At 71.3% G+C, this 19,264-nt stretch carries 15 protein-coding genes and 1 riboswitch; of the genes, 7 read left to right on the forward strand and 8 right to left on the reverse strand.

The window, feature by feature from the left end; translation table 11 throughout:
• Nucleotides 1-27 precede the first annotated feature (27 nt).
• A complete protein-coding gene (locus AB0E24_RS01965) occupies nucleotides 28-1,515 on the reverse strand; it encodes an FAD-dependent oxidoreductase (protein WP_359374411.1) in 1,488 nt (495 codons plus the stop codon).
• 208 nt (nucleotides 1,516-1,723) lie between these two features.
• On the opposite strand from AB0E24_RS01965, the gene AB0E24_RS01970 reads away from it, so the two are divergent.
• The gene (locus tag AB0E24_RS01970; protein ID WP_359374413.1) at nucleotides 1,724-2,443 is read left to right on the forward strand and encodes a DUF6333 family protein; all 720 of its coding nucleotides are present in this window, start codon (nucleotides 1,724-1,726) and stop codon (nucleotides 2,441-2,443) included.
• A gap of 173 nt (nucleotides 2,444-2,616) precedes the next feature.
• Nucleotides 2,617-4,989 (forward strand): hypothetical protein, encoded by a 2,373-nt coding sequence (locus AB0E24_RS01975; RefSeq protein ID WP_359374415.1) that lies wholly within the window; start codon nucleotides 2,617-2,619, stop codon nucleotides 4,987-4,989.
• Between the two features lie 109 nt (nucleotides 4,990-5,098).
• On the opposite strand, the gene AB0E24_RS01980 is transcribed toward AB0E24_RS01975, so the two are convergent.
• On the reverse strand, nucleotides 5,099-6,031 hold the full coding sequence (locus AB0E24_RS01980) for an IPT/TIG domain-containing protein (protein WP_359374417.1): 933 nt from the start codon (nucleotides 6,029-6,031) through the stop codon (nucleotides 5,099-5,101).
• Between the two features lie 431 nt (nucleotides 6,032-6,462).
• On the opposite strand from AB0E24_RS01980, the gene AB0E24_RS01985 reads away from it, so the two are divergent.
• The 5 genes from AB0E24_RS01985 to AB0E24_RS02005 all read left to right on the forward strand — a co-directional run bounded on the left by AB0E24_RS01985 (nucleotide 6,463) and on the right by AB0E24_RS02005 (nucleotide 11,449).
• Nucleotides 6,463-6,807, forward strand: coding sequence for a DUF1360 domain-containing protein (locus AB0E24_RS01985; RefSeq protein WP_231981302.1), 345 nt, complete (start codon nucleotides 6,463-6,465; stop codon nucleotides 6,805-6,807).
• Between the two features lie 47 nt (nucleotides 6,808-6,854).
• On the forward strand, nucleotides 6,855-7,025 hold the full coding sequence (locus AB0E24_RS01990; RefSeq protein WP_173963219.1) for a DUF7196 family protein: 171 nt from the start codon (nucleotides 6,855-6,857) through the stop codon (nucleotides 7,023-7,025).
• Nucleotides 7,026-7,088: 63 nt separating this feature from the next.
• On the forward strand, nucleotides 7,089-7,595 hold the full coding sequence (locus AB0E24_RS01995; protein WP_147967865.1) for a GNAT family N-acetyltransferase: 507 nt from the start codon (nucleotides 7,089-7,091) through the stop codon (nucleotides 7,593-7,595).
• Between the two features lie 134 nt (nucleotides 7,596-7,729).
• A riboswitch (cobalamin riboswitch) is annotated at nucleotides 7,730-7,889 on the forward strand.
• A gap of 138 nt (nucleotides 7,890-8,027) precedes the next feature.
• Nucleotides 8,028-10,436, forward strand: a complete 2,409-nt coding sequence (locus AB0E24_RS02000) for a ribonucleoside-diphosphate reductase subunit alpha (protein ID WP_147967864.1) — start codon at nucleotides 8,028-8,030, stop codon at nucleotides 10,434-10,436.
• Entirely contained in the window at nucleotides 10,427-11,449 is a 1,023-nt protein-coding gene (locus AB0E24_RS02005; protein WP_069873097.1) for a ribonucleotide-diphosphate reductase subunit beta, read from the forward strand. Before AB0E24_RS02000 ends, AB0E24_RS02005 begins: the two co-directional genes overlap by 10 nt.
• Before the next feature lie 62 nt (nucleotides 11,450-11,511).
• On the opposite strand, the gene def is transcribed toward AB0E24_RS02005, so the two are convergent.
• The 6 genes from def to AB0E24_RS02035 form a co-directional block, all read right to left on the reverse strand.
• Nucleotides 11,512-12,156, reverse strand: coding sequence for a peptide deformylase (gene def, locus AB0E24_RS02010; protein WP_079258946.1), 645 nt, complete (start codon nucleotides 12,154-12,156; stop codon nucleotides 11,512-11,514).
• Nucleotides 12,157-12,839: 683 nt separating this feature from the next.
• A complete protein-coding gene (locus tag AB0E24_RS02015) occupies nucleotides 12,840-13,826 on the reverse strand; it encodes a tetratricopeptide repeat protein (RefSeq protein WP_020868546.1) in 987 nt (328 codons plus the stop codon).
• Nucleotides 13,827-14,073: 247 nt separating this feature from the next.
• The gene (locus AB0E24_RS02020; protein ID WP_435865242.1) at nucleotides 14,074-15,336 is read right to left on the reverse strand and encodes an HD-GYP domain-containing protein; all 1,263 of its coding nucleotides are present in this window, start codon (nucleotides 15,334-15,336) and stop codon (nucleotides 14,074-14,076) included.
• Between the two features lie 866 nt (nucleotides 15,337-16,202).
• Nucleotides 16,203-17,654 carry an HD-GYP domain-containing protein gene (locus AB0E24_RS02025; RefSeq protein WP_359374421.1) on the reverse strand — a complete coding sequence of 484 codons (1,452 nt, stop codon included), beginning with the start codon at nucleotides 17,652-17,654 and terminating at the stop codon, nucleotides 16,203-16,205.
• Between the two features lie 332 nt (nucleotides 17,655-17,986).
• A complete protein-coding gene (gene rsrA, locus AB0E24_RS02030; protein ID WP_069873091.1) occupies nucleotides 17,987-18,304 on the reverse strand; it encodes a mycothiol system anti-sigma-R factor in 318 nt (105 codons plus the stop codon).
• Nucleotides 18,301-18,990, reverse strand: a complete 690-nt coding sequence (locus AB0E24_RS02035; protein WP_069873090.1) for a sigma-70 family RNA polymerase sigma factor — start codon at nucleotides 18,988-18,990, stop codon at nucleotides 18,301-18,303. The genes rsrA and AB0E24_RS02035 overlap by 4 nt, the downstream gene beginning before the upstream one ends.
• Nucleotides 18,991-19,264: the final 274 nt, after the last annotated feature.

A 19,264-nucleotide genomic window follows, 5' to 3' on the forward strand; every position in this document is an offset into this window, starting at 1 on the left:
GGGATGGGGCGCGGCCGGTGCGCATGGTCACCACGAGCCGACGGCTTCGAGGTGGGCCTCGACGGTGGGGAGGTCGGCGGTGTCGGCGACGGCCGCGATGTATCCGTCGGGCCGGACGAGCACCCACTGCCCGGCCGCCAGGCCGTACGCGTCACGGAAGTGGCCCCCGGTGTCGTTCAGATCGCCGCGCGGACCCGTGGTGTGGATGTGCAGGCCCTTGCGGGCGGTCGGGGCGGCGGTGCGGGCGACCTCGTGGCCCAGCAGGGTCCAGTGGGGGCCCTGGAAGAGGCTGAAGAGGCGGGTGTCGAGCCCTCCGGCACCGGTGACGGGGGCGTCGGGGGCGCGTTCCCCGGCAAGCGGGCCCTTGTCCCGGTGGGGAGTGGGGAGCGTGAGAGGCGAGTCCGCATAGCCGAGGTCGAGCTGGCTGACCTCACGGCCCCGGCTGGTGAAGCGCTCCTTCGCGGCCTCCAGCAGCCGCTCGGAGAGGCCGAGGACGGCCTCGGCGATCGGGCGGCGCTCCCGCTCGTAGCTGTCCAGGAGGGAGCGCGGGGCGCCGTCCAGGACCGCGGCGAGCTTCCAGCCGAGGTTGTACGCGTCCTGCACGCCGGTGTTCAGGCCCTGCCCACCCGTCGGCGGATGGACATGGGCGGCGTCACCGGTCAGGAGCACCCGGCCGATCCGATACGTGTCGGCCAGGCGGGCGTTCATCGAGAAGACGGAAGCCCAGGACACCTCGCGGACGACGATGTCGGTGCGGCCCGTGCGTTCGTGGAAGAGGGCGGTCAGGCCCGCCGCCGAGACGTCGATGTCCACGTCGAAGGGGACCGGCCCCACGTACTGGAACATGTCCGTGCCGTACAGCGGGCACAGTGACACCTGCGTGTCCGCGCCCTCCCCCCAGCGGTGCCAGGCGTCCGTCGAGACGCCGTCGACGCGTACGTCGGCGACGACGGCCCGCACGCCGAGCGTCTTGCCCGGGAAGCCGATGTCCAGGGACTTGCGGACGAAGCTCGATCCACCGTCGGCGCCTACGAGATAGGCGGCGCGCACGGTCCGCTCCCCGGACGGGGTGGCGATCCGCGCGGACACGCCGTCGTCGTCCTGGTCGATTCCGGTGAGCTCGTGGCCGTACAGCGGGGCGTGCCCCAGCTCGGCCAGGCGCTCGCGCAGACAGCGCTCGGTGAGGAACTGCGGGACCAGCAGCGGGATATGGTACGGCTCCGCCGGGGTCGGGCCGGACCTCTCGAAGGGCCGGTCGACCGGCCCCTCGTCGGTGTGGAAGCGCACCACGGGGTACTCCCCGCCGGAGGCCACGATCCGGTCGATGACCCCGAGGTCCTCGAAGACTTCCTGGCTGCGGGGCTGTATCCCCTTGCCGCGGGATCCCATGAACGGTCCGGCCGCCTTGTCGATCAGCAGGAAGCCCACATTTCTGCGGGCGAGGTCGATGGCGAGGGTCAGCCCCGCCGCGCCGGCGCCGCTGATGATCACTTCGGGTTCAGGGGTTCGGGGCATGGCTCCGCCTTCCATGGGTGTCGACCCTCCGGGGCACTCGTCCGCGCCAGAGGCATCTATCGTGTGCAGAATGCACACGATAGAGTGGTCGAGTCAAGCTATGGAGCGGACTCCAGCCCCCGTAGTCTGTGCTCAGCGCACATATTCATCCGACAGTGCGGCGGCCCGACCGTCCAGGACTCGCGAGCCCGCCACTACCGTGTCCCCCATGTCTGACGAGACCCTGTGGGACCACCCCTCCGATGAACCGGTCGAGCGGCACGGCGAGTTCACCCTGACCGTCGTGCACCCGCCGTTCCCCGGCCCGGACGGCGTGCTCGGGGCCCATGACGAGGCGCGGGCGCGGACGTTCGCCGAGGCGTTCGGCACCGTCCATCAGGTGCTGGACCAGCAAGGGACGATTCCGGTCACCGAATTCATCGACGTGGACACCCGCTCCGACCTGGAGGTGATCCGGGTCGGCTGCTGGGGCGGTGTCACCGAGATCAACGACCCGGCCCTGATCAGCCTGTCCGAGCGGTTCCCCGTCCAGGAGCAGGCCGAGGCGCTCGCCGACCGTCATCCCGACGCGGTCATCGTGGCCGCCGCGGAGATGGACCTCCCCGGCGCCGACTACGGAACCTGGAAGATCGTCCACCCGGATGGCGCCCGCATCTTCGCGGCCGGTTTCTCCGGTGAGGAGGACTGGGACGTCGAAGGTGAGGTGACCGCGGCGCTCGACGCCTTCGGGATCACCCCGGAGCGGGCCGCCGCCGTCGGGGTCGACCCCGCCCAGCCGCCGCGGAGCTTCGCGTGGGACGCCCTGGCGCGCCTTGCGCTCAAGGCCGTTTCGCCGACCGACCGGCGCGGCCTGATGGCCTCGGTCTTCCGGGTGCGGCACACCGAGGACGCCGTCGTGGCGATGGAAGACACCTGGTTCGAACGGTAACGATCCGGGAACCAGTCAGTTTTGACGCGGACACGCCGAGCAAAACCCCGGGGCAACACGCGCCCCAGCCACTAGCGTTGGGCCGCCGTCGGCGCGACCGACACCCGGACGCAGCCTCGGAGCCGCCTCACGCGCCGCGGTCTTGAACGGGGGCTCCAGGGGGAGGGCGCACGTTGAACAGCCTCATATCCCAACCCACTCATCCACGGCGCCTCTGGGCGCGCTTGGCGGTCGCCTTCACCGCGGCCAGTGCCGTCACGCTGGCCGGTCTGCCCGGCCTCCACACCGACGAGGCCGAGGCCAAGCCGCGTACACAGCGCTGTGACGAGAAGTACCTGGGCCAGAAGTTCGACCGCACTCCGGCGAACTCCGGCCCCCCGGACAACCTGGAGTACGACCCCTGGCCCAACGACGAGACGTACACCTACGACAACCCGGCCAAGGCATACGACGGCGTCCTGCCGCCGACGGAGAAACAGCTCGAGAAAGCGGGCACGGATTACCGCAAGTGGCAGCGGATCGCCAATAAGTCCGGCAAACCGGCGGACCGCGTCATGGAGATCTACGCCCGCTTCCAGGAGCAGCGCGACCGCGGCGGATACACGGACTTCAAGCGCTATCTGGACGTGAAGTACATCGGCAAGCCGGGCAACAACTACCGCGGCGAAGCCTTCATGGCCCGCATGGTCAAGAAATACAACATGATCGGCCCCGACTGGTGGTGCGAGGACCCCGTCGACTACACCGACGAGGACGGCAAGAAGAAGCGCCGCTGGGTCGACGCCCGCAACCGGCGGACCAATGTGCACGTCGAGGGCAAGTCCAACGGCGAGGTCAAGCAGGGCCAGATCGACGCCGATCGGCAGATCGCCAAGCAGAACGAGAAGGTCACCAACCGGTACCTGACCGGCGCGCGCACCGACCAGGGCACCAAGGACCGGGTCTCCCAGCTCAACAAGGACGTCCAGCAGTACCGCGGCACCACCCGCACGGTGGCCGGGATCAACGAGCGCCGCTCGAACGCGATCGAGCGCACCCGGAACCCGAACAACTACACGCGCTATGACCCGCGGTTCAACCCCGACCCGCGCAAGAACGGCATGCGCGGCCCGATCATCGACCAGGCCCTCCGGTCGGGGAAATCCCTGGAAGAGGCCCAGAAACTCCAGCGGATCTACAACAACAACAATTCCCGCGGCTATTTCATGCGCGGCCCCGGCGGCATCGACTTCTCCAGTCTCGAACTCAGCTACGTGGGCGCCCCGGTGAAGGGCAAGGGCTTCAACTATTCGATGAAGGCCGACTACGCCAAGAACCCCGACACCAACCCGGGTTACGGCGGGGACGCGAAGCTGACGATGTCCTCGGACGCCATGTTCACCTGGCTGGCGCTCACACCGGACAAGTTCTGGGTCAACCTCAACCCGGACCAGCCCGAGACGATCATGGACAGCAAGTTCGCGTCCACCGACGCCGGCCGTGTGCTGCTGGAGGCCGACCTCCGGCTCAAGCACGACTTCTTCAAGGCCATGGACCCCAAGACCGACACCGGCAAGGCCGCGTGGGACGGCCTGGTCAAGCGCAACGGCTGGCCGTGTCTGAACTCCGGCCGCAACTGGATCGAGCCCAAGACGGCCAAGGTCCGTGAGCAGGACGGCGGCGTCTACATCCTCGACGCGCCGCTGAAGCTCAAGTCGGAGTACATGGACATCAACACCCCGGGCCCCGGCGGCGGAAGGTCCTGCGCCGAAGACCTCACCAAGGCCGAGATCGAGCACAACGAGCGCGTCCTCAACAACACCGTGGTCCCGCTCGTCGAGAAGTGGATCAACACCGAGCCCCAGTACGCCGATCTGCGCCGGGTCTACAACGCCCGGGTGGCGGCCGAGTACATCCGCCGCAAGGACGCGGCGTCGCCGACGGACTTCCACGGCATCATCGACAGCAACGACGTCAAGCGGTGGCCGCTGCGCGCCCCCAACCAGGACTGGGACAAGCAGCAGGTCTTCGACAAGTACCGGAAGATCTTCACCGAGGGTGAGTTCAAGTACGAACTCACCAAGGGCCAGGAGGTCTGGGTGATCACCGTCGGCGGTGTGGACTTCTCCAAGGCACCCAGGCGGAACATCAACCGCAGCCAGTTCAACCTTGAGCACCGCGGTCTGGACAAGACCACCAAAACCTCCACCGGCGCCGAGACGACCTACCAGGACACCGAAACCGCCTATCTCGGGGGCACCTCCGGCAAGCTCCCCGACGGCGACGACCCCGATCCGACCCCGACACCCACACCGACCGACAAGCCCACGGACAAACCCACGGACAAACCGACCGACCAGCCGACCACTCCGGCGCCCGACCCGTCCACCCCGGGCGGCGGGGACGCCAGTCAGCCGCCCGCGACCAAGGACCCGGACGGGAACCTCGCCGGCACCGGCTCCAATACCCCGGTGGGCCTGATCGCGGGCATCGCCGCGGCGCTCGCGGCAGCCGGCGGAACGCTGGTGTGGTGGATGCGCCGCCGGAGGAGCACCGAGGACAGTTAGGCGGACTCGTTAGGGGTTCGTCCAGCTCGACGGCGACGCCGGTCACCGGGCTCTGTGGAACGAGACCCGGTGACCGGCGCTGGGTGCCGGATGCGCACGGCCGGACGTATCAGACGTAGAGGAACCCGCCGGGGACGGTGACGGTCCCGAAGGCGGTCACCAGGGTGACGGTCGCGCTACCGGGCACCCCGGGCGGGGTGGTGCCGGTGACCGTGGTGGCGGTGGCGGTCACACCGGTGGCGGGCACGCCGTTGAACAGCACCCCCAGCACACCACCGAGGTTGGTGCCGTTGACGGTGAACGCGGTGCCGCCGGCCGCGGGCCCGGTGGCGGGGGTGATGCTGGTGGGCACCGGAGCGGGCGGCGCGACGAAGTAGGTGAAGCCGCCGGGGACATTGGCGGAGCCGCCGGGGCCGGTGAGCGTGACGGTGACATGGCCGCCCGCGGGCGGGCCCGCCGGGGTGATGCCGATCAGGGTGGTCCCGGCGGGGTTGATGGTCAGGATGGTCGAGGGGGTTCCGCCGAAGGTGACGCTGGTGACACCGGTCAGATTGGTGCCCGTGATCACGTAGACGGTGCCGCCGGTGGTCGGGCCCACGGTCGGGGTGATGGCGACGGCGACGGGCGGGGGCGGGGCCACATAGGTGTACGGCTGGCTGTTGCTGGTGCCTGCGGTGGTGGTGACGAGGACCTGGACGGGTCCGGGCGCGTGCGGCGGGGCTATCACCACGATGACGTCGTTGGTGGGGTTCCCCGGCCAGCCGCCACCGGGCCAGCCGCCCCCTCCGGGCCAGCCACCGCCGCCGCCCCAGTCGCCCTCTCCGGACCAGCCGGGATTGCTCTGGCTGACGATCTGGGCGGGCACGCCGCCGAAGGTCACACTGATGACGTTGCGCAGGTTCTGCCCGGTCAGCTGGACGAGGTTGCCACCGCTGGTGGGGCCCGAGTTGGGCACCACGGACAGCAGCAACGGCGGCCCCGCGGTCGGTGAGGGCCAGTTGGCCGCGGTGGGGGCGGCGGTCGCTAAAGCGGTCGAGGTCATGGTCGATCCTCCCGGGGAAGGGTTCGGGTGATGTGCGCCGACGGCATGCCGATGTCGTGGGCGAGCCCATGTCGTGGGCAGGCCGCCGGTCAACGCCTCGTCGTCACCGCGCGGTCGCGGCACGTCGGCGGCGGTGGCACGGTGAGGAGAGCTGCCGGGCGGCCGGTCGGGGCGCGGGAGCGGTGCGTGAAGGAAGTCGGAGCCATGGGACGTAGGCCCGGCTCCTGACGTGGCCGATGAGGTATGGGACGGCCTCGGCGGCCACGTTTCCAGTTATCCACGCCCCTGCGTATCGCTCAAGGCCCTCAGGGCGTCCATCACTCGTTTGGCGCATCAGGGCGTGGCCGGCGGCGCGCTTGTATGACAAGCGCTCGGCTATTCGGGGGAACGCGCGACGGAGGTATGGCTTGCCGTTGCCCGCCATGCCTCTAATGAGTGATATCGGCACTGCCGACCCGCGCCTGACCACCTGGGGAGGGGGCGATCCGATGAGCCTCGCCGCGTTCCTTCTCGCCCTCGGCACCACCTGCCGGATCACCCGCTTCATCACCAAGGACACCCTGGCGGCCGGGTTCAGAACCTGGGTCGCCGACCGCTTCGGCGACGACTCCCGGGCCTCCTACCTGGTCAACTGCGGTTGGTGCACCAGCATCTGGGTCGCCGCCGCCATCGCCGTCTACGCCTCCTTGCTGCACACCACCGCGTGGTTCCTGCTGCCGGCCACCGCCCTGACGCTCTCCTACCTCGCGGGGCTCGCCTCGCGCTGGCTGGACTGACACCGACCCGAACACGACTCGCGACCCGATGGAAAGGAATGACGGCCATGGCCTGCAACTGCGGCGGAAGAGCGCCCCAATGGACGCCTCAACCCACTGTCGTCTATGAGTTGAAGCTGCCGGACGGCACGGTCCGGCGGTACGTCACCCATCAGGAAGCCGACGCCGCCAACAAGCGCGCGGGTTCCATCGGAGTGATCACCCCCGTCACCCAGTGACGGCGGAGATCCGCGCCCGACCCAGGCAGCCCGGCTGTCGGTGGTCTGCGGCAGACTGCGCGCATGGATATCACAATCAGGCACGCGCGGGACGAGGAACTGGACGGGATCGGGGAGCTCACCGCTCAGGCGTATCTCGGGGACGGGCTGCTGGACTTCGGGGACAGCGATCCGTATCTCGCCACGCTGCGCGATGCCCGGCGCCGGGCCGCCGATTCCGAGCTGCTGGTCGCGGCGGACGCGGCGAGTGACGAGGTGCTGGGGGCCGTGGCGTTCGCCGAGTACGGCGGGGCGTACGCGGAGCTGGCCCGGCCCGGCGAGGGCGAGTTCCGGATGCTGGCCGTGCGGCCCGAGTCGCGGCGGCGCGGGGCGGCCGAGGCGCTGGTGCGCGCGTGTCTGGACCGGGCGCGCGCGCTGGGGCTGAAGCGCATAGTGATCAGCAGCCAGCGCTCGATGACCGCCGCCCACCGGCTGTACGAGCGGCTGGGGTTCGTACGGGCCCCGGAGCGGGACTGGGCGCCGCTTGCCGGGACGGACCTCACCCTCTGGGCGTTCACCGTGGAGCTGTGACGACGAGCGCCGCACAGCCCCGGCCACGGCCGCCACCCGCCCCGGGCCACCGGCCACCGCGCGCCCCAGGTCACGGGCCGCCTCGGGAACGCATTAGCACATTCATACGAAACTCCGCACCTCCCGACACTAGATATGGGGGTGCGTGCGTCGGGCGGCACAAGATGTATGCTCGTCCTCGCTGTCGCCGCAGGGGAATCCGGTGGGAATCCGGAACTGTCCCGCAACGGTGTACGTGTGCGCTTATGCGGCGTACCCGTGAGTCCGAGCACCTGCCGACGGCCTTGCGTGAACACGTCCCCCGGCCTCGTGGGTTGGGCCGATGGACGCTGCGTGGTGTGCCCGGCGTACGAGGAGTGCGGCATCGGCATGCCCGTACGCGCCCATCGCACCACCCCTCGTGGCCCCAGCCCAGCGAGGGAGAGCACCTCAGTGACCATCGCGCCCGCAGATCCGGTTTCAGAGCAGGCGGTTTCTCAGGCAGCGGTCGACGCGCCCGGGACCGCCCTGCTACGGACGCTCACCGGACTCACCGCCGACCTGCCCGCCACCGACCCCGGTAAGGTCGCGGCCGCCGCCCTGCGCGGCCGCCATCCCGGCTCGGACGAGGCGGAGTTGCGCGGGCTGGCGACCGAGGCGGCGGCCGGGCTCATCGCCGAGGAGCCGGAGTACTCCCGGCTGGCCGCGCGGCTGCTGGCGCTCACCATCACCGAGGAGGCGGCCGGGCAGGGCGCGGTCTCCTTCTCCACCTCCGTCCAGGTGGGCCACCGCGAGGGCCTGCTCGCCGACTCCACCGCGGAGTTCGCCACCGCCCACGCCGGCCGGCTGGACGCGCTGGTGGAGCGGGCCCTGGCCGACGGCGCCGACAACCGCTTCGGCTACTTCGGGCTGCGCACCCTCTACAGCCGCTATCTGCTGCGCCACCCCATCACCCGGCAGGTGATCGAGACCCCGCAGCACTTCCTGCTGCGGGTGGCCTGCGGGCTCGCCGAGGACCTCTCGGCGCGGGCGCTGGAGGACGTGGCCGAGCTGTACCGGCTGACCAGCACGCTGTCGTACCTCCCCAGCTCCCCCACGCTGTTCAACTCCGGCACCCGGCATCCGCAGATGTCGTCCTGCTATCTGCTGGACTCGCCGCTGGACGAGCTGGACTCGATCTACAACCGCTACCACCAGGTGGCGCGGCTGTCGAAGCACGCGGGCGGCATCGGCCTTTCCTACTCCCGCATCCGGGCCCGCGGTTCGCTGATCCGGGGCACCAACGGGCACTCCAACGGCATCGTGCCGTTCCTGCGCACGCTCGACTCCTCGGTGGCCGCCGTCAACCAGGGCGGCCGGCGCAAGGGCGCGGCCTGTGTCTACCTGGAGACCTGGCACGCAGACCTCGAGGAGTTCCTGGAGCTCCGGGACAACACGGGCGAGGACGCCCGCCGCACCCACAACCTCAACATCGCCCACTGGATCCCGGACGAGTTCATGCGCCGGGTCGAGGCGGACGCCGACTGGTCGCTGTTCTCCCCGGTCGACGCGCCCGATCTGGTGGACCTGTGGGGCGAGGAGTTCGACGCCGCGTACCGCAGGGCCGAGGCCGAGGGACGGGCGGTCAAGCAGGTCCCGGCCCGCCAGCTGTACGCGCGGATGATGCGCACCCTCGCACAGACCGGCAACGGCTGGATGACGTTCAAGGACGCCGCCAACCGCACCGCCAACCAGACCGCCGAGCCCGGCAGGGTCGTCCACTCCTCGAATCTGTGCACCGAGATCCTGGAGGTGACCAACGACGGCGAGACCGCCGTGTGCAACCTCGGATCGGTCAACCTCGCCGCACACCTGGGCGAGGACGGGCAGCTGGACTGGGAGCGCCTGGACGCCACCGTCCGCACCGCCGTCACCTTCCTCGACCGCGTGGTGGACATCAACTTCTACCCCACGGAGGAGGCCGGGGCCTCCAACTCCCGCTGGCGCCCGGTGGGTCTGGGCCTCATGGGGCTCCAGGACGTCTTCTTCCGGCTGCGGCTGCCGTTCGACTCGCCCGAGGCCACGGCGCTCTCCACGCGGATCTCCGAGCGCATCATGCTCGCCGCGTACGAGGCGTCCTGCGAGCTCGCCGAGCGCCACGGCCCGCACCCCGCCTGGTCCGAGACCCGCACCGCACGCGGGGTGCTGCACCCGGACCACTACACGGACGCGGTGGCCACCTGGCCGGAGCGCTGGGAGGCGCTGCGCACCCGGATGGCGAAGTCCGGGATGCGGAACTCGCTGCTGCTGGCGATCGCGCCGACCGCGACCATCGCCTCCATCGCAGGCGTCTACGAGTGCATCGAGCCGCAGGTCTCCAACCTCTTCAAGCGCGAGACGCTGAGCGGGGAGTTCCTCCAGGTCAACTCCTATCTGGTGGACGACCTGAAGAAGCTGGGCGTCTGGGACGCGAAGACCCGTGAGGCGCTGCGCGAGTCCAACGGCTCGGTCCAGGACCTCTCCTGGGTGCCCGCGGACGTACGGGAGCTGTACCGCACCGCGTGGGAGATCCCGCAGCGCGCCCTGATCGACATGGCGGCGGCCCGCACCCCGTACCTCGACCAGAGCCAGTCGCTGAACCTCTTCATGGCCTCGCCGACCATCGGCAAGCTCAGCTCGATGTACGCGTACGCCTGGAAGCGCGGCATCAAGACCACGTACTACCTGCGCTCGCGGCCGGCCACCCGGATCGCCCAGAGCGCCCGCGGCGGCGCCACCGCCGCCACCACCCCTGCTCCCCTCCCCGTACAGCAGGCTCCGGCCGAGGCCGACGCGATCGCCTGCTCCCTGGAGAACCCCGAGTCCTGCGAGGCATGCCAGTAACCATGAGTGACACCAAGAACCTGCTCGACCCGGGCTTCGAACTGACCCTGCGGCCCATGCGGTACCCGCAGTTCTACGACCGCTACCGCGACGCGATCAAGAACACCTGGACCGTGGAGGAGGTCGACCTCCACTCCGACGTCGCCGACCTCGCCAAGCTCTCCCCCGGTGAGCAGCATCTGATCGGCCGACTGGTCGCCTTCTTCGCGACCGGCGACTCGATCGTGGCCAACAACCTGGTGCTGACGCTCTACAAGCACATCAACTCCCCCGAGGCGCGGCTGTATCTGTCGCGGCAGCTCTTCGAGGAGGCCGTGCACGTCCAGTTCTATCTGACCCTGCTGGACACCTACCTCCCCGATCCGGACGACCGCGCCGCGGCCTTCGCCGCCGTCGAGAACATCCCCTCCATCAGGGAGAAGGCGGAGTTCTGCTTCCGCTGGATGGACTCGGTGGAGAAGCTGGACCAGTTGGAGACCAGGGAGGACCGCCGCCGCTTCCTGCTCAACCTGATCTGCTTCGCGGCCTGTATCGAGGGGCTGTTCTTCTACGGCGCCTTCGCCTATGTGTACTGGTTCCGCTCGCGCGGGCTGCTGCACGGCCTGGCCACGGGCACCAACTGGGTGTTCCGCGATGAGTCGATGCACATGGAGTTCGCCTTCTCGGTCGTGGACACCGTCCGCCAGGAGGAGCCGGACCTCTTCGACGACGAGCTCCAGCGGCAGGTCACCGACATGCTGAAGGAGGCCGTCGAGGCAGAGCTCCAGTTCGCCCGCGATCTGTGCGGGGACGGGCTGCCGGGCATGAACACCGCGTCGATGCAGGAGTATCTCCAGTGCGTGGCCGACCAGCGCCTCCAGCGCCTCGGCTTCCCCGCGGTCTTCGGCTCGGAGAACCCGTTCTCCTTCATGGAGCTACAGAACGTCCAGGAGCTGACCAACTTCTTCGAGCGGCGCCCCTCGGCGTACCAGGTCGCGGTCGAGGGGTCGGTCGCCTTCGACGACGACTTCTGAGGCCGCCCGCCACGGCACAGGGCCGGGCCCCGAGGGGTCCGGCCCTGTGAGGTACCGCACACTCAGTCGTTGGGCACCGTCTCATTGGGCACCGTCTCATAGCGGGCGGTGCCCTCGGCCATCTGCTTCAGCACATCCTTACGGTCGCGCTTGGAGAGCCGGTCGATGTAGAGGTAGCCGTAGAGATGGTCCGTCTCGTGCTGAAGGCAGCGCGCGAAGTAGCCGGTGCCGCGCACCGCGATCGGCGCACCGTCGAGGTCCTGGCCGCGCACCACCGCGTAGTCGGGGCGGGCCAGCTCCGCGTAGGCCGTGGGGACCGACAGACAGCCCTCGTTGGAGTCGTCCAGGACCCGGCGCTCGGCGGGCAGCTCCTCCAGCACGGGGTTGCACACCGCGCCCACATGGCGCACGCCCTCGTCGTCCATGCAGTCGTAGACGAAGACCTTGAGGTCGACACCGATCTGGTTGGCGGCCAGGCCCACGCCCTCCGCCGCCCGCTGGCTGGCGAACATGTCGTCGACGAGCCGTGCCAGCCCGTCGTCGAACACGGTCACGTCCTGACACTCCTTGTGCAGGACCGGATGGCCGTACACGGTGATCGGGCGGGCGGTGCCGCGCTCGCGGTGGGCCCGCTCACGCTCCTCGCAGTCCTCCGTGTCCACGATGAACTCGTCGTCCACCCGCTGCTTCGTACCTTGCTGCGACATCGTCCGCCGTATGCCTTCCCTCAACCGTGATGCGTCGCCCTACAGGGTACGGGCACCACGCGACCGTGCGCGGTGCGCTTACGCGGCGTGACCGGCCCCCCAGCATCGCCATACGACTCCGCCGCACGCGGCGGCACAGATGGCGCGAAACGGCGATCGCCGCCAGAACACCAGGGGCTCCACCCCTGAACCGACGGAATCGGAATCCGGGACTCCGCAGCCCCGGCCCTTCGCTGCCTGGGGCGCAGCCCCGGAACAGGGCCAGGAGCGCAGCCCCGAACGGGACCTGGCGTGCAGCCCCAGCGGGGCCCGGGGCACAGCCCCGGAACAGGGCCAGGAGCGCAGCCCCGGGAACGGGACCTGGCGTGCAGCCCCGGCGGGGCTTGGGACGCAGCCCCGGAACAGGACCTGGAGCGCAGCCCCGGAACAGGACCTGGAGCGCAGCCCCGGCGGGGCCCGGGGCACAGCCCCGGAACAGGGCCAGGAGCGCAGCCCCGAACGGGACCTGGCGTGCAGCCCCGGAACGGGGCCAGGAGCGCAGCCCCGGCGGGGCCTGGGGCGCAGCCCCGGCGGGGCCTGGGGCGCAGCCCCGGCGGGGTCTGGGGCGCTGCCCCAGTTTCGGGAAGGGGCGGGGAGGGGAACAGCCCGCCGCAGGCGTCACGACCCGCCAGCCGCCAAGGCGGTCAGCAGACCTCCTCCAGATCCCGCCACTCACGGGTGTCCGGACTGTCCGCGACCCAGCCATCCAGCAGCCCCCGCACCAACCCGCCGGGCGCCGCGATCCCGCATTCGCGCTCAGGGACCCACAGCGAGCCAGAGCCCGCCATACGGTGGCCCAGCGGCCCGGGGTGGCCCGGCTCACTGTGGTCATGCGGGTCCAGATGCTCGCCCTCGCCCTCGTCGCTGGGCATCCTGCTCTCCGAGCAGGAACGACACAGCAGCCGCACCGACGAAGACCAGTCCTCGGCCGCGAAGCCCGCGTCCGCCGCCAGCCGCTCCAGGGCGTCCCGGTCGGCCTCGGTGGCCGCCTCCAGCAGCACCACCCAGGTCGGCACCGGGGACGGCGCCCACAGCTCGATCTCGTCGAAGACCGGGTACGCGGGGCCCGCGGAGGTCACCCGCTCACCGTGCGGTACGCCGTCGTGCAGCACCACCTCGCCCCAGCGCCGCCCGGACGACGGCAGCGGGATGGACAGCACCTCGATCCGGGCCGGATCCAGCCGACGGCCCCAGACGACCTCGGCCTCGCCCTCCGGGGACAGCCGCACCGCCGCGCTGCCCAGCTCCATGCCGAGCGGCTCCCCGGACGCGGACGCCTCTCCGGGCACCTTCAGCCCGTACGCCTGCCAGGCGCGGCGGGCCAGCGGCCAGTCCTGGAGCGCGGTGGCCGCGATCCCCACGTTCCACCAGTCCGGGGCGCCGGTCTCGCGGTCCAGCAGCGCGACCGCCCGCAGCCCCGCGGCGCGCGCCTGCTCCCAGTCGTGCCGGAACTTGTGCAGCAGCGCCAGGTTGAACCAGGACTCCGACAGCCACGGCTCCAGGTCGGCGGCGCGGGTCAGCAGCGCGCCCGCGTCCTCGTACCGGCCGTCGCCGATGAGCGTGAACGCACGGTCCGTGGCCTGCCGCCATGAGGCGGACGGCCGGTGCCGTACCTTGCCGAAGATCTTCACGATTCCCGCCTGCCGGTATCGAAGTCGTCCCGTACCAGATGCCTTCGCGGACGGCGTCGCCCTCCCTTGAAGACAACCTGCCACACATTCGTGGACATCTCAGCCCGACCCCTCACCCTGCGGCCGGGATGCGAAGCCCACCACACCTCCTTGCCACCGGCCATTCGGCCCGGCACCCCTCTCCTCGCATCCAACCATGCCCCTCCGGAGCCCCGCTCATTACCGGCGAGTTCTCAGTTCTCAGTTCTCACCGGCGCCGGCCGTACACCTGGCGCGACAGCACTGTGGCGAGCGCCTCGACCACTACCGGGTCGAAATCGCGCGCCGTGGCCAGCCGCAGCCGCTCCAGTGCGCACAGAGCGGCCACCCCGGCCACTCCCTCGGCCGCGGGACCGCTCACCAGTTCGGTGTACGCGTTCACCGCGCGCACGATACGCGCGGCGAGCGGCTGCTCGCGGTACGGGTCCGCCTGGCGCTCGACGATCAGTGCCACCTCGGCGGGTACCCCGGTCTGGCGCACCACAGCGCCACCGAGCAGGGCGATTCTGCGCTGCTCGGCGGCGGGCAGCGGCTCGGTGGCCCCCGCGGGCACCGGATCCAGCAGCGACAGCTGGCCGATGTCGTGCATCAGCGCCGCGTACTCCAGCACGGTCAGCCGGGGCTCGGAGAGGCCCAGCTCACGCCCCACCGCCCGGCCGAGCACGGCCACCTCACGGGCATGGCCCGTCGGGGTGTACCCGGCTATCTCGGTCGACCGGGCCAGGGACGCGATGGTCTGGCGGTAGGTGGCCCGTATCCCGGCGTAGCGGCGGTAGGAGTACTGGATCAGCAGCAGCGGCACCGCCAGGACCGGCACCGGCCACAACCCGGCCACGGACACGGTGAGCGCCATCACCACCGCGGTCGCGCAGACCGCCGACCCCACCCCGGGCAGCGGCCGCAGCTCGTCACGGAGCAGCGGCCCGTAAGGCCAGCCGGTACGGGCGCGGGCCAGGGCGGCGGCCAGGACCGCGTCACACAGGGCGGTCAGGGCCAGCAGGGCGAGCAAATAGCCCACGAGATACGGGCCGTGGCCGAACGAGGAGGCCAAGCCGCCGGTCCGGTGCAGCGGTTGGAAGCAGACGGCGGCGAACGCGACGGTCAGCACCCGGCGGACGGTGTGGCCGGGGTCGACCGGACAGCCGAGCCCCAGCGGCGCCACCAGCCCGGCCAGGGAGGCGGCCACGACGACGGTGACCACCTGGAGGACACCGTGCGTGGCGGACTCCCCGCCCAGCCGCCCGAGCAGGGCGTAGCCGAGCGCGCCCGCGGCCGCGACGGGCGCGGGCTCACCGCGCGGATCGGGCGCCCCGCCGCCACCCGGGAGCGCGGGCGGCGCCTCGACGCACCGGATCGCCTCCCCGACGGCGATGAGCGCCCCGAAGGCCAGCGCCACCTCCGGCTGCCGCACCCCATGCCACTCGGTCCACACCAGCGCGACAACGGCCAACGCCCCGGCCGCCCCGTACACGGCGACGACGGTAAGGGCGCCATGACGCTGCCGCGGCGGGCACTCTTGGTTGGGCCGGGGGGTGCGTATACGGGCGGTACGTATACCCCAGGCGCCCGCGCCCTGGGCGCCCGCGCGGAGTACCACGCCGGGCCCCTTACGGCGGGCACCCCGGCCCTTCTCTCGGACATCAGCACCCCAGCCCTCCCCCGTGACGGCCGCGGTGCGGCCCTCCTCGCGGGCGCCCATGCCGCTGTTCGGCTCGCGGTCAGCGGGCTCTTCAACGGCCTCATCGGTGGCCGAGGACCGGGGGTCCTCGGAAGTGGCCGTGGTCTCGTCCCGCTGGCGGCGGGTACGGCGGAGGGCGCGGGCATGTCGTTCGGCGATTCGGCCGAGGCCGCCGGGGAGGGCTTCCGATGGTCGGGGAGCGGACTCCGCCGGGGCGGGACGGCGCGCCTTGGACGGCCACCGGGCCGCGTTCTCGTCCCGGCCACAGGGACCGGGACAGGCCGGGCCGTCGGCCCCGCCTCCCCCGGAGGGGTCCAGGGCACCCGAGACGTCGGGGACCCCCAGCGGGGCGGGCTCTCCCCCGACCCCCGCGTCGCCCGGCGTGGCGGAGCCCGGACCCCCGACCGATCGAGAGTCCCCGGCCCTCACACCGCCGGGGATGTCCAAGGCGTCCAGGCCGTCCGGGGCGTCCAAGGCACCCGGCGGGACGGGCTCTCCCCCGACCCCCGCGTCGGCTGGACCGGCCGAGCCCCGCCGCACTCCCGGTCGGGGATCCCGGGCCGCCGCCTTCCCCGGACCGGCCGGGCCCGGACCCCCGACCGGTCGAGGGACCCGGTCGGGGCCTTCCGGGCCGGACGCGGCGGACTCCTGGGCGGGGCTCATGCCCCACCGCCGGGGGTGGGGCGGGGTTCGCCGGGGGCGTCCGGCGCGCCGGGGGCCGCCGCGCGCACGAGGGGCGGGGCGGGCTCTGCCGGGACGTTTCCGCGCTCCTCGGGGGCGTCCGCGGTGACCGCCGCATGCCAGCCGTGGCGGTCCAGGGCCCGCGTGAGCGCCCCCACCATCCGGGGGTCGAACTGCGACCCCGCACACCGCTTCAGCTCCTCCACGGCCGTGGGCACCGGCCGCGCCCTGCTGTACGTACGCGTGGAGGTCATCGCGTCGAAGGCGTCCGCCACCGCGACCACCCGGGCGAACTCCGGGATCTGCGCCCCGGCGAGCCCGTACGGATAGCCGCTGCCGTCCAGCCGCTCATGGTGGTGCAGGATCGCGGCCCGCGCCTCGCCCAGGAAGCCGATACCGCGCACCATCTCATCGCCGTATTCGGGGTGGAGCTCGATCACCCGGCGCTCGTCGGGGGTCAGCGGACCGTTTTTGCGCAGCAGGCGGGTCGGCACACCGAGCTTGCCCACGTCGTGGAGGATGCCCGCGATCCGCAGCGCCTCCAGCCGCTCACCGCTCATCCCCAGCTCGCGGGCGATCATCGCGGAGGCGCGGCCGACGCGCTCGCTGTGGCCCCGGGTGTAGCGGTCCTTGATGTCGACCGCCTGGACCAAGGCCCGGATGGTGGCCTGGTGGGCGGCGCTCTCACGGCGGTAGAGCACGAAGCCGCAGGCGCAGACGTACATGGGCAGCAGCACCAGCAGGGCGGCCGCCGGTCCGTAAGGGCTGCGCCACAGCACCGCCATGGCCAGCCCGGCGGGCCCGTGCACCAGGTACGGGGCGAGGGCGCCGGGCAGCCGGCCGCCCCAGGCGGCGCGCGGGGAGCGGCGCTCGGCGGTGACCAGCACCCCGCCCTCCAGGACGGTGGCGGTCAGGCCCAGCACGAGCGCGGCGGCCACGGCGGCCGCCAGGGCGTACGGAAAGCCGGGCGCATCGGACATCCGGTCGATGGGGGCCTGGGCGCCGGAGATCTGCTCGGCGGCCACCTGGGCGCCGTCACCGGAGGCCCACAGGGCGCTGAGCGTCCGGGGGCCGCCCAGGGCCGCGAAGGCGCAGGAGGCGGCCCAGACGGCCAGCGAGAGCCGTGCGGCGCGCCAGGCCCGCCGCATCCCGGCCGGGGGCCGCTCGACGCGGGCGAGCAGCGCACCGGGCACGGCGACCAGCGCCGCAGCGGCGGGCGGCAGCAGAAAAGCCCCGGCCAGAAGGACGGGGCTGCACCATTCGGGCCAGCGGGCCCGGACCCTGGAACCGGCCGCGTGCACCACGGCGAGCAGGGCGGTCGTGGCCCAGGGCACGGCCGCTCCAGGCCGTACGGCCGGGGCGGCGCAGAGCCCCCCGGCGAGCACGGCGCACAGGACATAGGCGCGCGCCCCGTGGGGAAGTGCCCGCACGGTGTCCTCCTCCCCATCCAGGTCCGAAGCGCCGCCCCTCGGGTGGGGCGGGTCAGGTGGTTGGGGAGCTTAGGCCGGGCCGGGGCGCATGGGATCGGAGGGACTGTCCGATTACACCCCTTCGAGTGATGATCTGATCACCGAGGGTGGGGGCGGGAACGCGCCGGACCCGCTGACGTTCGACGAACGGCCGATCGAGGGGCGATCCACCGGGCCACGGAGGCAGACACACCAGGGCCGGAGGCACAAGAGAAGTACAAGAGAGGCACAAGAGAAGCGCGAGAGACGCACAAGAGAAGCGCCGGAGGCACCGGAGACCCGGGGCCCGAAGGTCACTCCTGGGCGTTGCCCGGAGCGTTGGTCTCCGCGGTGACCTCCCGCTCGGGCACCGCATGCCCGGAGCGGATCAGCTCGATCCGCCCCATGACCTTCGACCGGAGGTCGGTGGGCACGTCGTCATGGCCGCAGCAGCGCTTCACGAGCTTCTTCACGGCCTTCTCGAGGCCGTACTTCTCCAGACAGGGCGAGCACTCGTCGAAGTGCACCTCGAACTTGGCGCAGTCGCCGTCCGGCATCTCGTGGTCGAGGAACTCGTAGAGGTGGTCGAGCACCTCGGAGCAGTCCGTCTCATGCGGCTCTCCGCAGCTCATGAGTCCGTGCCTTTCCGATCGTGCGACTCGTCCGCCGCGGCGCCCGCGCCCGCGGGAACCAGCCCGCGCCCACGGGCGTAGTCCTCCAGCAGACCGCGCAGCTGGCGGCGCCCACGGTGCAGCCGGGACATCACCGTACCGATGGGTGTACCCATGATGTCCGCGATCTCCTTGTAGGCAAAGCCCTCGACGTCCGCGAGATAGACCGCGATGCGGAACTCCTCGGGGATGGCCTGGAGGGCCTCCTTCACATCGGAGTCGGGCAGGTGGTCGAGGGCCTGCGACTCGGCCGACCGCAGACCGGTCGACATATGCGACTCGGCACGCGCCAGCTGCCAGTCCTCGATCTCCTCGGCCGCGCTGCGCTGGGGCTCCCGCTGCTTCTTGCGGTACGAGTTGATGAAGGTGTTGGTCAGGATGCGGTAGAGCCACGCCTTGAGGTTGGTGCCCTCGCGGAACTGGTGGAAGGACCCGTACGCCTTGGCGTACATCTCCTGCACGAGATCCTCGGCGTCGGCCGGGTTACGCGTCATCCGCAGCGCGGCCGAGTACATCTGGTCCAAGAAGGCAAGGGCGTCCCGCTCGAAGCGCGCGTTGCGCTCCGATGACGACTCCTGCGACCGCTCGACCGTTTCTCCCTCGGTAACGCCGTCGGTCCCTGCGTCGGTCCCAGTGACCTGACCCACCTCCTCCAGCTTCGGGTCGGGTCCGGATGTGGACCCGCTCGAATCGGAGAATAGACGACGATCCGGTGCGTCCGCCGCTCCGATCTTCATGGCCTGTGCCGCTTGCAGCTGGGACCAGTCCAGGTCAGCGGCGTATGGACGGGCCGGGCAAGCAAGCGAACCCATGCGGGGAACTTCCTTTCCTCGTGTTCCACGTATCAGTGCCTCTTACGCAGTGACAACCAACGTTTCCCATAACACGAAGCCCCTCCGCCGCATTCCCGACCCGCCCCAC

The sequence above is a fragment of the Streptomyces malaysiensis subsp. malaysiensis genome (genome assembly GCF_040653035.1).
Classification (GTDB): Bacteria; Actinomycetota; Actinomycetes; order Streptomycetales; family Streptomycetaceae; genus Streptomyces; species Streptomyces malaysiensis.

Bases quoted from the DNA above. Each gene is read 5' to 3' on its own strand.
- AB0E24_RS01965 (WP_359374411.1), bottom strand. From the start codon at position 1,515: ATGCCCCGAACCCCTGAACCCGAAGTGATCATCAGCGGCGCCGGCGCG.
- AB0E24_RS01970 (WP_359374413.1), top strand. From the start codon at position 1,724: ATGTCTGACGAGACCCTGTGGGACCACCCCTCCGATGAACCGGTCGAG.
- AB0E24_RS01980 (WP_359374417.1), bottom strand. From the start codon at position 6,031: ATGACCTCGACCGCTTTAGCGACCGCCGCCCCCACCGCGGCCAACTGG.
- AB0E24_RS01985 (WP_231981302.1), top strand. From the start codon at position 6,463: ATGAGTGATATCGGCACTGCCGACCCGCGCCTGACCACCTGGGGAGGG.
- AB0E24_RS01990 (WP_173963219.1), top strand. From the start codon at position 6,855: ATGGCCTGCAACTGCGGCGGAAGAGCGCCCCAATGGACGCCTCAACCC.
- AB0E24_RS01995 (WP_147967865.1), top strand. From the start codon at position 7,089: ATGGATATCACAATCAGGCACGCGCGGGACGAGGAACTGGACGGGATC.
- AB0E24_RS02005 (WP_069873097.1), top strand. From the start codon at position 10,427: ATGCCAGTAACCATGAGTGACACCAAGAACCTGCTCGACCCGGGCTTC.
- def (WP_079258946.1), bottom strand. From the start codon at position 12,156: ATGTCGCAGCAAGGTACGAAGCAGCGGGTGGACGACGAGTTCATCGTG.
- rsrA (WP_069873091.1), bottom strand. From the start codon at position 18,304: ATGAGCTGCGGAGAGCCGCATGAGACGGACTGCTCCGAGGTGCTCGAC.